13 protein-coding genes are annotated in these 14,511 nt (G+C 68.8%); 8 read left to right on the top strand and 5 right to left on the bottom strand.

Features of this window, described 5'->3' with window-relative positions; translation table 11 throughout:
• Positions 1–168: 168 nt before the first annotated feature.
• Together ACQPYM_RS06535 and ACQPYM_RS06530 are read right to left on the bottom strand one after the other, a co-directional pair.
• A complete protein-coding gene (locus ACQPYM_RS06535) occupies positions 169–1,122 on the bottom strand; it encodes a DNA-3-methyladenine glycosylase family protein (RefSeq protein WP_433016354.1) in 954 nt (317 codons plus the stop codon).
• Positions 1,123–1,152: 30 nt separating this feature from the next.
• Positions 1,153–2,310: a Fic family protein gene (locus tag ACQPYM_RS06530; RefSeq protein WP_433016351.1), complete on the bottom strand. Its 1,158-nt coding sequence runs from the start codon at positions 2,308–2,310 to the stop codon at positions 1,153–1,155.
• A gap of 260 nt (positions 2,311–2,570) precedes the next feature.
• Here ACQPYM_RS06530 and ACQPYM_RS06525 point away from each other — a divergent pair, with 260 nt between their 5' ends.
• Complete coding sequence (locus ACQPYM_RS06525; RefSeq protein WP_433016348.1) at positions 2,571–2,891, top strand: hypothetical protein; 321 nt, start codon at positions 2,571–2,573, stop codon at positions 2,889–2,891.
• Here ACQPYM_RS06525 and otsB read toward each other — a convergent pair.
• Genes otsB through ACQPYM_RS06510 form a run of 3 tightly spaced genes read right to left on the bottom strand, consistent with a single transcriptional unit; the run spans position 2,857 to position 4,640 of the window.
• Entirely contained in the window at positions 2,857–3,690 is an 834-nt protein-coding gene (otsB, locus tag ACQPYM_RS06520; RefSeq protein WP_433016345.1) for a trehalose-phosphatase, read from the bottom strand. The two genes, ACQPYM_RS06525 and otsB, sit on opposite strands and share 35 nt — an antisense overlap.
• On the bottom strand, positions 3,687–4,328 hold the full coding sequence (locus ACQPYM_RS06515) for a LytR C-terminal domain-containing protein (protein WP_433016342.1): 642 nt from the start codon (positions 4,326–4,328) through the stop codon (positions 3,687–3,689). Before ACQPYM_RS06515 ends, otsB begins: the two co-directional genes overlap by 4 nt.
• Positions 4,329–4,331: 3 nt before the next feature.
• The gene (locus ACQPYM_RS06510; RefSeq protein WP_026162776.1) at positions 4,332–4,640 is read right to left on the bottom strand and encodes a DUF3263 domain-containing protein; all 309 of its coding nucleotides are present in this window, start codon (positions 4,638–4,640) and stop codon (positions 4,332–4,334) included.
• 169 nt (positions 4,641–4,809) lie between these two features.
• On the opposite strand from ACQPYM_RS06510, the gene ACQPYM_RS06505 reads away from it, so the two are divergent.
• From ACQPYM_RS06505 to ACQPYM_RS06475, 7 genes are all read left to right on the top strand, one after another.
• Entirely contained in the window at positions 4,810–6,246 is a 1,437-nt protein-coding gene (locus ACQPYM_RS06505; protein ID WP_433016338.1) for an amidase, read from the top strand.
• Complete coding sequence (locus tag ACQPYM_RS06500) at positions 6,237–7,238, top strand: Gfo/Idh/MocA family protein (protein ID WP_433016335.1); 1,002 nt, start codon at positions 6,237–6,239, stop codon at positions 7,236–7,238. The genes ACQPYM_RS06505 and ACQPYM_RS06500 overlap by 10 nt, the downstream gene beginning before the upstream one ends.
• 6 nt (positions 7,239–7,244) lie before the next feature.
• Positions 7,245–8,642 (top strand): alpha,alpha-trehalose-phosphate synthase (UDP-forming), encoded by a 1,398-nt coding sequence (locus ACQPYM_RS06495; RefSeq protein ID WP_360284263.1) that lies wholly within the window; start codon positions 7,245–7,247, stop codon positions 8,640–8,642.
• A complete protein-coding gene (locus ACQPYM_RS06490; protein ID WP_433016331.1) occupies positions 8,629–10,077 on the top strand; it encodes an FGGY family carbohydrate kinase in 1,449 nt (482 codons plus the stop codon). Before ACQPYM_RS06495 ends, ACQPYM_RS06490 begins: the two co-directional genes overlap by 14 nt.
• A 128-nt stretch (positions 10,078–10,205) precedes the next feature.
• Positions 10,206–11,492 (top strand): sensor histidine kinase, encoded by a 1,287-nt coding sequence (locus ACQPYM_RS06485; protein ID WP_433016328.1) that lies wholly within the window; start codon positions 10,206–10,208, stop codon positions 11,490–11,492.
• Entirely contained in the window at positions 11,395–12,075 is a 681-nt protein-coding gene (locus ACQPYM_RS06480) for a response regulator transcription factor (protein WP_433016325.1), read from the top strand. Before ACQPYM_RS06485 ends, ACQPYM_RS06480 begins: the two co-directional genes overlap by 98 nt.
• Before the next feature lie 81 nt (positions 12,076–12,156).
• The gene (locus tag ACQPYM_RS06475) at positions 12,157–14,358 is read left to right on the top strand and encodes an MMPL family transporter (protein WP_433016322.1); all 2,202 of its coding nucleotides are present in this window, start codon (positions 12,157–12,159) and stop codon (positions 14,356–14,358) included.
• Positions 14,359–14,511 lie beyond the last annotated feature (153 nt).

Below are 14,511 nucleotides of genomic sequence, written 5' to 3'. Positions count from 1 at the left end.
CTTCAGCGGCTGACGCGGCTCTGCATCTCCGTGGCGAACGTCTCGATCGCCACCTGCATCTTCGCCAGCTCCGCCGGGTCCGCGAACACCTCGCCCAGCGTGCTCGAATCCACGTCATCTCGGTCACCACCGTCGCCCCGCCACCAGCGAGGGCTTCGATCAGGAACGCTAACGAAGGCGGTGGGTGGCGCCGGGAGTATGGGTGGGAAGGGATTTGCGGGGGCCGTAGCGAGGGTGGGAGATGCCGGCGAGGCCCAGGAGAGCCTGGACGCGGAAGCGGTGGCCTCGGTAGGGCTCGATGACTTCGGCGCAGCCGTCGTCGTCCAGTTCCTCGCCGATGAGCGCGTAGGAGACGCTGCGCGAGACGTGATAGTCGGCAAAGGAGAACGCGTCGGCGTCACCATGAGCCCGCTGCCGGACCTCGGCCGCCGTCCACACGCCCACGCCAGGCAGCGACCGCAACCGCCGCTCGACCTCAGCTCCGTCGCTCAACTCCAGCGTCCGCTCCAATGCCGCAGCCCGGGTCGCCGCCGTGATCACCACCCGCGACCGCCGGCCCTCGACGCCCGCACGCAACCACTGCCACGACGGAATCAACCGCCAGTCCTCCGGCGCGGGCGGCACCATCATCTTCCGCCCGTCCGGCGACCCCGGCCCCGGCGCCGGTTCGCCGTACTCGCGCAGCAGCATCCGCCACCCCGCGAACGCCTCCTTGCCGGTCACCACCTGCTCGATCCCGGCAGCAGCCATCGCCTCGAAAACCGCCCGCGTCCGCGGTACCCGGAAGTCCGAGAACCGCCGAGCCGCATCAACCAGCGCCCGATGCTCCGCCAACGGCTCGAACCCGTCCCAACTGTCGCCCTCCCCCAACAACTCAGGCACGCCATCCAGCGCCCACCCCGAACCAGGCCCCCACGCCTCGGCTTCCACTTCACCCAACGCGGAGTACGGCGTCAACCGCAGCAATACCGGCCCGTCCGGCGTACGAGTAGCCCGCCAAACAGTCCGCCGCCCCGCCTCGAACACATACGCCGGATCCCCAGGCCCCTTCCGCAACCCACCGATCACCCTGTGCGGATCCACCACCCGCCCAGACCGCCACCGCCGAACCACAGAACTCACACCCGCCAGTCTGGCCCACCGCACCGACAGCTAGCGCGGCGCACCGTCCACCAGGTGTTTCCGCATCCAGGGATACGGATCGAGCAGTTGCGTCCGGCCGGCCAGAACGTCTTGCCGGATCTGGGCGAGCAACTCACCCATCACGTAATGCCTGCCCTTCGTCTCACCGACAGGCTGAAGCAGGCCGAGCTCGGTCAGCCGGGCCAGATCCCGGCTGGCGGTCCGTTGCTCGATATCGGCTCGACGGACATAGGTCGATCGGCGGATCCGGAACCCCAAGCTGGCATCGAACAGTTCGTCCGCGACTCGCTCAGGCAGGCTGAACTGCTCAGCCAACTGATCGAAGGCCCGCCACAGTTCACCTGCCTCCTGATAGCGCCGAGCCACCGTCTGCGCCTGGATGTGGTGTGCCCGCAGGTTGAACTTGACCCACAGGGCAGCCGACCGCTCTGGGCTCCACTTCCCAGCGCCAGTCAGGCCGAGAACCCGGTAGTAGTCCTCCGTGTTGCTGCCCAGCCACTCCTCGATACTGGAGAAGGCCGGCTCCCCGATGCCGCACTGCGACAGGACCAAGGTCTGGAGTGCCCTCGCCATCCGGCCGTTCCCGTCGCGGAACGGGTGGATCAGCACCAGATTCAAGTGCGCCATCGCCGCCCGTACCAGGGTGTCCGACCCGTCGTCGGCCGACAGTCCGTCCATCAGTTCCGCCACCAACCCCGGAACCTCCTCAGCGGCGGGCCCCTCGTAGACGTTCTGTCCGGTCTTCTCGTCATGGACGTAGATCACGCCCTGGCGATAGCTGCCCGGGCTCTTGGACAAGTCGTGGCTCAGCATCATGAAATGCATCGCCCGTACTGCGGCCGTGTCGAGCCTGAAGTCCCTGTCCCCAGCCATCGCCAGCACGTACCCCAGCGCCTGCCGATATCCCCTGATCTCCGCGAACGTCTGCTGGTCGGCACTCAGTGCCTCTTCGTCATCGAGCGCGGCGGCGGCATCGTCGACTCTGACCTCGTACCCCTCGATGCTGTTCGAGCCCTGGATGGCGCGCGCCAGCATGCTGCGGCGCAGGCCGCCGGCCCAGCGCCGGGGCACCCGCATGACGTCGGCGAGATCGGTGCTGAAGGCGTGAATCTCCCCCAGGACATGCTGGTCCTCGCGGTCCGGCTGCGGCGTTCGGTAGATCGTCACTCATGTCCTAATGTCTCGATTCTTAGGACAAGCCTATCAGTGATGTCCTGATGATTGAGACCTCGGGACAACTGACGCCGAGGGATCGATACTGGGCGTGGAGGTGGCGTATGTCGGGGTGGCAGGGCGTGAAGTTTGTGGGGAACGTGCTGAATCTGTCGACGGTCTTCGGGGTCTTGGTGGGGGTGATCGGGCGGGCGAGGTTCAGTCGGGGGCCGCGGGGGCTGGTTTATGCGACTGGGTACAGGTTGCGGTTTCCGATGGCTGGGGCTTTCACGATCGGCAACCTGGTGCTGAGTAAGCACGATCGCGCGTACCTCGAGGAGCGGCCGGGGCTGGTTCAGCATGAGGAGCGGCACTCGTGGCAGTACTTCTGCCTGGTCGGGCTGCCGCTGCTCCCGCTCTACGGTCTCGGCGCCGCCTGGTCCTGGCTACGGACCGGCTGCCCGGCCTCCCGCAACCCGTTCGAGCGGCTCGCCAACCTCAAGGACGGCTACTACGAGGAGAAGCCACTACAACCACTCGGCCTGACGCTGAACCAGGCGTTCAGCGGGTTGCGATCGCGTCCGAAAGGGCCGTGAGGACGGTTACTACGCCTGCTGGGTCGTCGACGACGATGTCGGCTGCGTCGGTGAGGGCAGTGGCGCCAGAGGAACGGGCGGCGACCAGTACGGCGTACAGGCCTTCGGCGCGCAGCGCGTCTAGCGCTTGGAAGGCGGCCAGGTCGCCCAGGTCGTCACCGGCGTACAGGACGGCCCGGGCGCCAGTGCTGGCGATTAGGCGGTGCATGGCGACGCCCTTGTCGATGCCGGGTGGGCGGAGCTCGAGTACTAGGTTGCCTGGCTCCAGGCGGAGGTCTACTGACTCGGCGAGGTCTGTCAGCGGCTTGCGCAGTGCTTCCAGAGCTGGCACCGGGTCGGGCAGCCGGCGGGTGTGGACCGCCAGGGAGCTGCCCTTGTCCTCTACGAATGCATCCGGCAGGCCCACGTCGTGCAGCAGCCCTGGCAGCTTCTCCCGAGCGACAGCAACGCCAGCTGGTACCGGGTCGCTGGTGACGGCACCAGTAGATGCCTCCCAGCGCTCAAGCCCGTAGTGACCCAGTACTACGAGCCCGCCGAGCCCTGGATGTCCCGTGACCCCAGCGAGTTCTGTGGCAACCAGTGCCGGCCGGCCGGTCACGATGGCCACCTGCTTCACCGAGCGCGCCAGCCGGGCCAGCGCGTCCAGAGCGCCGTCGACCGCGCGGGACATCGACGGGTCCTCGACCAGCGGCGACAGCACGCCGTCGAAGTCCGAGGCGATCACCGCCCCGGCTGGGTCCGCGACGATCGCTTCCCAACCCTCCCGCCCGGCGGCGGTCGCGAGTTCCGGAATGCTCATCCGGCGTAGTCCGTGGTCAGGATGACGCTGAGGCGGTCCTTCTTCATGTTCGGCAGGGCTTCCTTGGTGCGGCCGACGCCGATGTCCTTGGCCAGCTGGTTGGCTTCGGCCTGCATACCGGCCGGGAAGTACACCGTGCTGGTGACGATCTTGCCGTGCCAGTTGTCCTTGCCGGTGACGATCCAGCCGCTCTGCCGGGCCCGGATCGCGACATCCTCGGCCAGGCCCTTGCGGGCGGTGTTGTTGTACACCTCGACCGCCGGGCGCTCGGAGGCTGGGATCGATGCCGGAGGAGCGGTCGGCGGCGCGGTCGGCTTACCCGAAGGCACGCCGGACGGCTCGGTCGTCGGCTCGGTGCTCGGCACGCTCGGCGGCCCGCTGGTCGGTGCCTCAGGCGTGGGCGTAGGAGTGGGCGCGGACGTCGGCCCGGTGCTCGGCGCCGTCACCGACGGCTTCCCCGCACTGGTCGACGGCGTGGCCTTCGGTGAAGATTTCTCGGTGGGCGTCGGCTGGTCGGCCACGCTGTCGTTACCGCGGGTGCCGAACAGCACCAGCAGGCCGCCGACGATCGCGACGACGGCGAGCACGGCAACGAGGGACGAGAGGACCTGGCCCTTTTCGTCCTGCGTTCGGTTCAAGGTTCAGACCTCGATGCCCAGGCGGCGGGCGGATCGGGCTCGCTGGCGGGCGGCGCGCAGCCGGCGCAGGCGCTTCACCAGGAGGGGGTCGTGGGCGAGGGCCTCGGGCCGGTCGATCAGGGCGTTGAGCACCTGGTAGTAGCGGGTGGCCGACATCTGGAACTGGTCCCGGATCGCCTGCTCCTTGGCACCGGCGTACTTCCACCAGTGCCGCTCGAAGCCGAGGATGGCACCGTCCCGGTCGGACAACCCAGCGACGGCCGGCTGGGCCGCTTCGGCGGGGCCGGAAGAGCTGGCGTTGGCGCTGTCCATCTGCTGGTGACTCCCGTGCGGTCGGTGATCGTCCGTCCGCGTTCCACCCTACGCGGTGAAACACAGCAATGTCATTCACCGCGCAGGTACCCAGCGTGTGTCGTGGGTAGCGTCCCACGGGACACCGGGCGGACGGCCGTGCGCGCTCAACTCTGGCAGGATCGACGGTGTGAGCTCAACTCGACAGGGCCCCGGCGACGTGTCGCCCGGCCTGCGAACCGCCGTCGCGACGGTCGAGGAGCTGCAGAACCGGTACGCCGAGGTGAACCCTCTGGTGAACGCTGTCTGCACCCCGAACTCAGCCGCCCTGACCGAAGCCGCCCGCCTCGACACAGAACGTGACGACGGCCGGGTGCGCGGTCCACTGCACGGACTGCCGGTTCTGGTGAAGGACAACATCGACACCTACGACCTGCCGACCACGGCCGGTTCGCTGGCACTGGCGGACCAGCCGCCTCCCCCGCACGACGCCCCACTCGTACGCCGCCTGCGCGAGGCGGGCTGCATCATCCTGGGCAAGACCAACCTGAGCGAGTGGGCCAACTTCCGCGGCTCCTCCTCGTCGTCCGGCTGGAGTGCGTACGGCGGGCTCACCCGCAACCCGTACGCCCTCAATCGCTCCGCCGGCGGTTCGTCCAGCGGGTCGGGCGCGGCCGTCGCCGCCGGACTCGCGGACCTGGCGATCGGGACGGAAACCAACGGCTCGATCGTCTGCCCCGCGGCGCTCAACGGCATCGTCGGGCTCAAACCCACAGTCGGTCTCATTCCCCAGCAGGGCATCGTCCCGCTCAGTCATTCGCAGGACACCGCCGGGCCGATGACCAAGACGGTCCGGCAGGCCGCCGCGCTGCTCACCGTCCTGACCGGCGGGGGCACGGACTACGAGGCCAGCTGCGAAGGGGACGACCTCGCCGGCGTTCGCATCGGAGTACCGCGTGGGCCTTTGTGGGGGTATTCGCAGCGTCTTGACCAGGTGACCGAAGAGGCGCTGGTGTTGTTGTCCAGGGCCGGTGCGACCATCGTCGACCCGCTGTCGCTGCCGTCGCCGGGTAGTGAAGACGACCAGTTGGCCGTCCTCGAGTACGAGATGAAGGTCGATCTCGCCGCCTACCTGGCCACTCGTCGTCCTGGCGGACCGCGCAGCCTCGCGGACGTGATCGCCTTCAACAAGGCCCATGCCGACGTTGAGCTCCGGTACTTCGGCCAGGAACTCTTCGAGCGCTCCGAGCGCACCGACGGCCTCGACTCGGCGGTCTACGTGGCCGCCCGGTTGTCCGCGCTGCGAGCCGGTCGCGACGGCATCGACAATCTGCTCCGCGACCATCAACTCGACGCCCTGGTCACGCCGGCGTACTCACCGGCCTGGGCGATCGACCTGATCAACGGCGATCACGTGCTCGGCAGCTCGTCGACACACGCCGCCCTGGCCGGCTATCCGCTGCTCGCCGTACCGACCGGTTTGGTCGAGGGTTTGCCCGTCGGGATCACCTTCAGCGGCACCGGTCGCAGTGATGCCACCCTCATTCGCTTGGCGCACGCGTTCGAAACGGCGAGAATCAAGGCTCACGGCCCGTTCCCGACCCCGGAGTTCAGACAGTGGGTATAGATCGAGTCCGCTGGGGAATCGTTGCTACTGGCAACATCTCCACGTCGTTCACCAAAGACCTCGCCCTGCTCGGCGACGAGGCTGTGGTGACGGCTGTCGCCTCGAGGTCGCTGCAGAACGCCAACAAGTTCGCCGACGAGTTCGGTATCGAGCACCGCTATGACGACTATCGCCGGCTGATCGACGACGGCGTCGTCGACGTCCTCTACATCGGTACTCCACACCCGCAGCACTACGCGATCGCCCGAGCCGCCCTGCAGGCCAAGGTCGCGGTGCTCTGCGAGAAACCGGTCACCCTGACCGCGAAGCAGGCGCGCGACCTGGTCGCCGTCGCGGTCGAGAACAACACGCTCTTCGCCGAAGCGATGTGGATGCGGACCAACCCGGTCATCGAGGCGTTCTTCGCCGATCTGGAGACCGGCGTGATCGGCGAGCCGATGGAGGCGCTCGCGGACTTCGGTTTCTACAAGCCGAACCCGCCGGCCCGCCTGCTCGACCATGCGCTGGGCGGCGGATCGCTGATGGACGGCGGCATCTACCCGATGACATTCGTGCACATGGCGCTCGGCAAACCCGCCGAGGTGAAGGCCGTCGGGTCGCTCAACGACGACGGCGTCGATCTCAACGTCGCGATGGCCTGGCGGTACGACTCCGGCGCCGTCGCGGCCCTGACCTGCGGGCTGCGCTCGCAGAACCCGTTCACCGCCTCCGTCAGCGGGCCCGAGGGCAGTTTGTTGCTCCCGTCCCGCTTTCACCACCCCGAGTACTACGTGCGCAGCACGCCGGCCGGCCAGGAGCGGGTCGAAGTATCAGCGCATGGCCTTGGGTACCACTACGAAGCAGCCGAGGTGATGCAGGCGCTGCGCGCCGGGCTGGTGGAATGCCCCGCCCTCCCGCATGCCGCCACGATCGAGATCCTCGAACTGCTCGACGAGACGCGTAGACAGATCGGGGTCAGCTACCCCGGCGACGACGAATACCTGGGTGGATAACAACTGATGCCGAGCGGACGCAGTTCCTTCGTAGTGGTGGCCAACCGGTTGCCGGTCGATCGAATCGAGATGCCCGACGGTACGACGGCCTGGCGGCGCAGCCCCGGTGGTCTGGTGACCGCCCTGGCGCCCGTCATGCAGCGGCACCAGGGCGCCTGGATCGGCTGGACCGGTGGCGCCGACGAGAAGCTGGACCCGTTCGACGAGGGCGGTATGCACCTGGTCCCGGTGACGCTGTCGACCGAGGACATCAAGCTGTACTACGAGGGCTTCTCCAACGCGACACTGTGGCCGCTCTACCACGACGTGATCGTGGCACCGGAGTTCCACCGCGAGTGGTGGGAGTCCTACGTCGCGGTGAACCGGCGATTCGCCGAGGCGGCGGCCGAAGCGGCTGACGACAACGCGGTGGTCTGGGTGCACGACTACCAGTTGCAGCTGGTTCCGGCGATGCTGCGCCGGCTGCGTCCCGACGTACGGATCGGTTTCTTCCTGCACATCCCGTTCCCGCCGACCGAGCTGTTCGCGCAGATGCCGTGGCGCCGGCAGATCCTCGACGGGCTGATGGGTGCCGACCTGGTCGGCTTCCAGCGGCCGGGAGCGGCCTCGAACTTCGCCCGGCTGGCCCGCAACCGGATGGGCCTGCGCACCCGCGGCGACCGGATCCACCTGCCCGACGACCGGATCGTGCGCGCCAAGGCGTTTCCGATCTCGATCGACGTCGGCGAGCTGGAGCAGATCGCCCGCCAGCCGGAGACGCTGGCCCGCGCCGCCGAGATGCGCGAGGAGGTCGGCAACCCCGCGCACATCCTGCTCGGCGTCGACCGGCTCGACTACACCAAGGGCATCCGGCAGCGGCTGCGCGCTTTCGGCGAACTGCTGGACGAGAAGCGCGTCTCGGTGGACGACGCCGTCTTCATCCAGGTGGCCACGCCGTCACGCGAGCGGGTCGAGCAGTACCGGGTACTACGCGACGAGATCGAGCTCCTGGTCGGCCGGATCAACGGTGAGCACGGCCGGATCGGCACGCCCGCGATCAACTACCTGCACACGTCGTACTCGCGCACCGAGATGGCCGCGCTGTTCCGGGCCGCCGACGTCGCGGTGGTGACGCCGCTGCGCGACGGGATGAACCTGGTCGCGAAGGAGTACGTCGCCTGCCGGTACGACGACACCGGCGCGCTGGTGCTGAGCGAGTTCGCGGGCGCGGCCGACGAGTTCCGGCAGGCCTTCCTGGTGAACCCGCACGACATCAACGGCATGAAGGACACCATCGTCGACGCGATGAACACCGACGACCGCCAGCTCGGCCGCCGGATGAAGGCGATGCGCAAACACCTCGCCGCCCACGACGTCAACGTCTGGGCCGCGTCGTTCCTCAAGGCCCTGCATGCGGAAGACTGAGGCCGGCACTGATGGTTTGATCGCCGGGCGGATCCTGGCGCTGGATCTCGGGACGTCTTCTGCGCGTGCGCTGGTGCTGTCGGCGGACGCTTCGCCGGTTGCCGGGGCGTTGGCCCGGCACAAGGTCAAGCCGTTCTACGGGGCGGCGGGCGAGGCAACGCTCGACCTGCACGGATATGTCGAGGGGTTGCTCGGCTGTCTCGACGAACTCGAGCAGAACGGTCATCTGATCGGCATCACCGCCATCGTGATCTCCTCGCAGTGGCACTCGATTGTTGCCTTGGACAACAGAGGCACTCCGCTCACGCCGGTGATCCCGTGGGTCGACACGCGCTCGGTCGCACCGACGCTCGACACTGCCTTCGACGAGCACGCCTTCCACGCCCGGACCGGATCCTGGTTGCACCGCTTGTACTGGACCCGCCGCATTCCCTGGCTCCGGTCGGTCACCACACCGTCGTCGTACGCCGGACTGCCCGACCTCGTCCTCGAGCGGCTGACCGGCGAGCGGGTCACCTCGGTGTCGATCGCGTCGGGCACCGGCACACTCGACCTCGCCAAGGGCGTGTACGACGAGGAAGCACTGACCGTGGCAGGTGTTTCGGCCACCCAACTACCTCCGATCGTGCCGACCGGGTGGACCGGCAAGCTGTCGGCCGAATACGCGAGACGCTGGCCGGGGCTGGTCGGCGTACCGGTTCATCCGCCCACCGGAGACGGCGCCGCCTCCAACGTCGGCACCGGCGCGTACGACGAAACCACAGCAGCCGTCACAGTCGGTACGTCGGCCGCGGTGCGCGTCGTCCACCCGATCGAGGGCGCGCCGGAGTTGCCGTGGGAGCTGTGGCGCTACCGCGTCGACGATCGGCACGCCGTGACCGGGATGGCCTTCTCCGCAGCGGGAAACCTGCATGCGTGGCTGACCGGCGTACTGCGACTCGACGCCCCCGAGCCCACCGGTGTGGAGATCGGCTCGTCGCGGGTGATCGCCATCCCGTTCCACGCCGGGACGCGGCCGCCGCACGTCGTACCGAGTGGATCCGGCGTGTACTTCGGACTGTCGTTCGACGACACCGCCGCCGACCTGCTGGCCGCTTCGTTGCAAGGCGCCTCGCTGGAGATCGACCGTGGCCTGCGGATGCTCGACTCGCTCTTCGGGCGGCCCTTGCAGGTCGTCCTCGGTGGGGGCGGCATCGACGCGTCCGCGTGGTGGCGCCGCTGCCTGACCGCGACCTTCGACCGCCCGACGGACGTCTGCTCGGAAGCCGAGGTGGGCGCGCGGGGTGCCGCCGCGGTCGCGCTGAACCTGTCACCGGTGCCCGGCGGCGAACACCTGGAGCCCGTCCCCGCCGAGGTCGAGCGCATCACCCTCCTCCGCCCCCGCTACGAAGCCCTCCGAGCCCTCGCGGTCCAAGCCACCGGAGCAAACGCGTGAAGAGCACCGCCGAAGACGTCGAGCGAACTACTCGCCGCGGACGTCGTGGTCGTACTGCGTGCGTAGTACTGGCTGGATACGGCCGATGGACGACGCGGCCGTCGGCCGTGCACACGTAGAGTGAGGGAATGGTGGTAAGCCCGCGGCTTGCGGGGTACAAGATGCATCCGGTGGCGTGCGATCACGCCATCGTGCTGATCGTGCTCGCCATCAACCTGTTGCGGCCGGGCGCCAAGCACGGCGACCCGCAGATCCAGTTGACCGTGACCAGCACACTCCTGATCCTGCTCGCCTGTCTGCCGCTGGCCGTTCGCCGTCAGGCTCCGCTCCCCGTTCTGGTCATCACGTCGCTGGCCGCGGCCGGCTATGCGGCCGTCGTCCAGGTCAAGAGCCCGATCGTCCTCCCGCTGGCGTGCGCGATCTACACCGTGGCGACCCACAAGGACCGGCGGACCCGCTCGATCGCGATCGCCGTGGTCGCCGGGCTGATGGTCGTCACGACCACCTTGTTCACCGACGGCGACCTGCTGGAAAACCTGTCGGTCGCGATCTTCGTCCTGTTCGCCGGCGCCATCGGTGAGGCGGTGCGCTATCGCCGCGCCTACCTGCACGAACTGGAGGATCGCCTGCGGCGGGCCGAGCAGACCCGCGAGGAGGAGGCCGAGCGGCGGGTGATCGAGGAGCGGTTGCGGATCGCGCACGAGCTGCACGACGTGATCGCCCACCACATCGCCTTGATGAACGTGCAGGCCGGCGTCGCCTCGCACCTGCTCCGCGAGCAGCCCGACGAGGCCGAGCGCGCGCTCCTGCTGGTCCGCGAGGGCGGCCGGACGGTGCTGCAGGAGCTGACCGTGCTTCTCGGCGTACTGCGTCGCTCGGGCTTGGGCTCGCTGCCGACCACACCGACGCCTTCCCTGCAGGAGATCTCTGCGCTGATCGAGTCGTCCACCGCGGCCGGGCTGCGGGTCGACTGCGAGTCACCGGCCTCGCTGGAACTGCCGGACGTGATCGAGCTGACGACGTACCGGATCCTGCAGGAATCCCTCACGAACGTGGTGAAACACGCTCCCGGCGCCGCCGTCCGGATCCGCATCGAGCACGAGCCCGGATCGCTGACCGTCGAGATCGTCGACGACGGCGGCCACCCCGGTACGCCGTACCGGACCGCTTCGGTGGATCCGGTCGGCGCCGGCCACGGGTTGCTGGGGATGCGCGAGCGGGTGACCGCTGTCGGCGGCGAGCTGACGGCAGGGCCGTTGCCCGACGGGGGTTTCCGCGTCCGGGCCGTACTTCCTCTAGAGACTGGTGGAGCCACACGTGACGATCCGGGTACTGCTGGCCGACGATCAGACGCTGATCCGCAGCGGGTTCCGGGTGCTGGTGAACTCAGCACCGGGACTGGAGGTCGTTGCTGAGGCGGCGAACGGCCGGGAGGCCGTCGAGCGGGCCCGCAGCGAGCGCGCCGACGTGGTGCTGATGGACATCCGGATGCCCGACGTCGACGGGCTGGAGGCGACCCGGCAGATCACCGCGGACGACTCGCTGGCCGGCGTCAAGGTGCTGATCCTGACCACCTTCGAGGTGGACGAGTATGTCTTCGAGGCGATCCGGGCCGGTGCCAGCGGATTCCTCGGCAAGAGCGTCGAGCCGGACGAACTGATCAGTGCGATCCAGGTGGTCGCGCGCGGAGACGCGTTGCTGTCGCCGAAAGCCGTGCGTGGGTTGATGAATCGCTTCCTCGCCCAACCTGAGCTGGAGCAACTGGCCGCCCCTGCGCTGCTGGAGGTGCTGACCGATCGGGAGCGCGAAGTGGTCGGGCTGGTCGCCCTCGGGCTGTCCAACGACGAGATCGCCGAGCGGCTGGTGGTTTCACCGCTGACCGCCAAGACGCATGTGAACCGGGCGATGGTGAAACTCGACGCCCGCGACCGCGCGCAACTCGTGGTGATCGCCTACCGCACCGGGCTGGTCCGCAGCGGAGTACAACCGCTGCAGTAGCTCGTACGGCGTTCGCAGTACAGCGAGAAGCCCACACCTGACGGACGCGGACTACGGGGTGCGGGCGGAACGATCGTCGGCATGGCTACCTATCTCTACCGGCTCGGCCGGTTCGCGTTCCGCCGACGAAAGCTCGTGGTGTTCATCTGGCTGGGACTGCTCGCCGCGGGCATCGCGGGCGCCGCCACGTTGTCCGGGCCGACCGCCACGGGCTTCTCCATCCCCGGGACCGAGTCGCAGCGGGCTGTCGACCTGCTCGACGAGCGGTTCCCGCAGGCCGGCGCGGATGCCGGCACCGCCCGGATCGTCTTCGAGGCGCCGCCAGGGCAGCGGCTCAGCGATCCGGCCAACACCGCGACCGTGCAGAGCACACTGGCCCGGCTGGCCACCGCTCCCCAGGTCGAGCGCGTCGTGGATCCCTTTACTGCCAAGGCGATCTCACCCGACGGGCGGGTCGGCTACGCGCAGGTCGCCTACCAGGTGCCGGCTCAGGAGGTGACGCCCGAAGCCAAGGAGGCGGTCGCTGCCGCGGTCGAGCCCGCTCGGGCGAGCGGCCTGACGGTCGAGTACGGCGGTGACGCCATGCAGATCCAGGACGAGCAGAGCCTGGCCGAGGTGATCGGCATCGGCGTCGCGGCCGTTGTGCTGCTGATCACCTTCGGCTCGCTGCTCGCGGCCGGGCTGCCGTTGCTCTCGGCACTCATCGGGATCGGCATCGGCGCGTCCCTGATCACGGCGGCGACCGGGTTCATCGACATCGGCGAGGGCACGACGATCCTGGCCTTCATGATCGGGCTGGCGGTGTCGATCGACTATGCGCTGTTCATCATGTCCCGGTACCGGCACGAGTTGAGCAGCGGGCTGGAGCCGGAGGAAGCCGTCGGCCGGGCGGTCGGCACGGCAGGCTCCGCGGTGGTGTTCGCCGGACTCACCGTGGTGATCGCGCTGGCCGGGCTGTTCGTCGTCGGAATCCCCTTCCTGACCGAGATGGGTCTGGGAGCAGCCTTCACGGTGGCCATCGCCGTTGCCATCGCCCTCACTCTGTTGCCGGCCCTGCTGGGCATGGCCGGGCGTCGCGTCCTCGGTAACCGCATCCCCGGTCTGCGCGGCGGAGACCCCGAGGCGGCCGACAAGCCGACCACGGGCCGCCGCTGGGCCGGCTTCGTCACCCGGCGCCCGATCGCCGTGCTGGTGGTCAGTGTCATCGGGCTGGGCACGCTGGCCATTCCCGCACTCGACCTGGAGCTCGGGCTGCCGGATGACAGTGTTGCGGCAGCGGACTCGACGCAGCGCAGGGCTTACGAGATGTTGTCGGAGGGATTTGGACCCGGCTTCAACGGACCGCTGATGCTGGTCGTCGACGCGGCCGGGGCAGCTGACCCGAAGGCCGCCGCCGAGAGTACTGCGAACGCAGTACGGGGGCTGGCCGATGTGGCCGTGGTGACTCCGGCGGCGTTCAACCCGGCCGGGGACACCGCATTGATGACGGTGATCCCGGCGAGTGGCCCGAGTACGCCTGAGACCAAGGAACTCGTCGAGGCGATCAGGTCCGCGCCTGAGGCGGCTGGTGCCGAGGTTTCGGTGACCGGAGCGACCGCGTTCAACATCGACATCTCGGCCAAGCTCGGCGACGCGCTGCTGCCGTATCTCTCCTTGATCATCGGCTTGGCCTTCATCCTGCTGATGATCGTGTTCCGCTCGATCCTGGTGCCGTTGAAGGCCACGCTCGGCTTCCTGCTGACGGTGGCCGCCACGTTCGGCGCGGTGGTCGCGGTGTTCCAGTGGGGCTGGCTCGCCGGGCTGTTCGGCATCGAGGGGCAGGCCGGGCCGATCATCAGCATGCTGCCGGTCTTCCTGGTCGGCATCGTGTTCGGGCTCGCGATGGACTACCAGGTCTTCCTGGTCACCCGGATGCGCGAGGAGCACGTGCACGGCTCCCCACCAGGAGCCTCGGTCGTCGACGGCTTCGCGCACGGCTCGCGGGTGGTGACGGCCGCCGCGGTGATCATGATCGCGGTCTTCTCCGGCTTCATCCTGTCCAGCGAGATCCTGGTCCGTTCGATCGGGTTCGGCCTCGCCTTCGCGATCCTGATCGACGCGTTCGTGGTCCGGATGACGATCGTTCCGGCGGTGATGGCATTGCTCGGCCGCTCGGCCTGGTGGCTGCCCCGCTGGCTGGACCGGCTGCTGCCGAACGTCGACATCGAGGGCGAGAAGCTCCGCCGGCAGTTCGAACCGGTCGTCCCGGAGCCGGAGCCCGAGCCGGAGCTGAGCTACCGCTGAGCTGAACCGAGCCGGGCTGGACCGAGCCGGGCTGGACCGAGCCGGACCAGGCTGGCCCGGCTGGCCCGGCTGGCTCGGCTGGCCCGGGGGTCCGGCCGGCTCGGTGGCTCGGCCGGCTCGGTGGCTCGGCCGGCTCGGTGGCTCGGCCGGCTC

It is taken from the genome of Kribbella sp. CA-294648, assembly GCF_050943845.1.
In the GTDB taxonomy this organism is placed as follows: Bacteria; Actinomycetota; Actinomycetes; order Propionibacteriales; family Kribbellaceae; genus Kribbella.
This window is presented reverse-complemented; position numbering and strand designations above follow the sequence as displayed.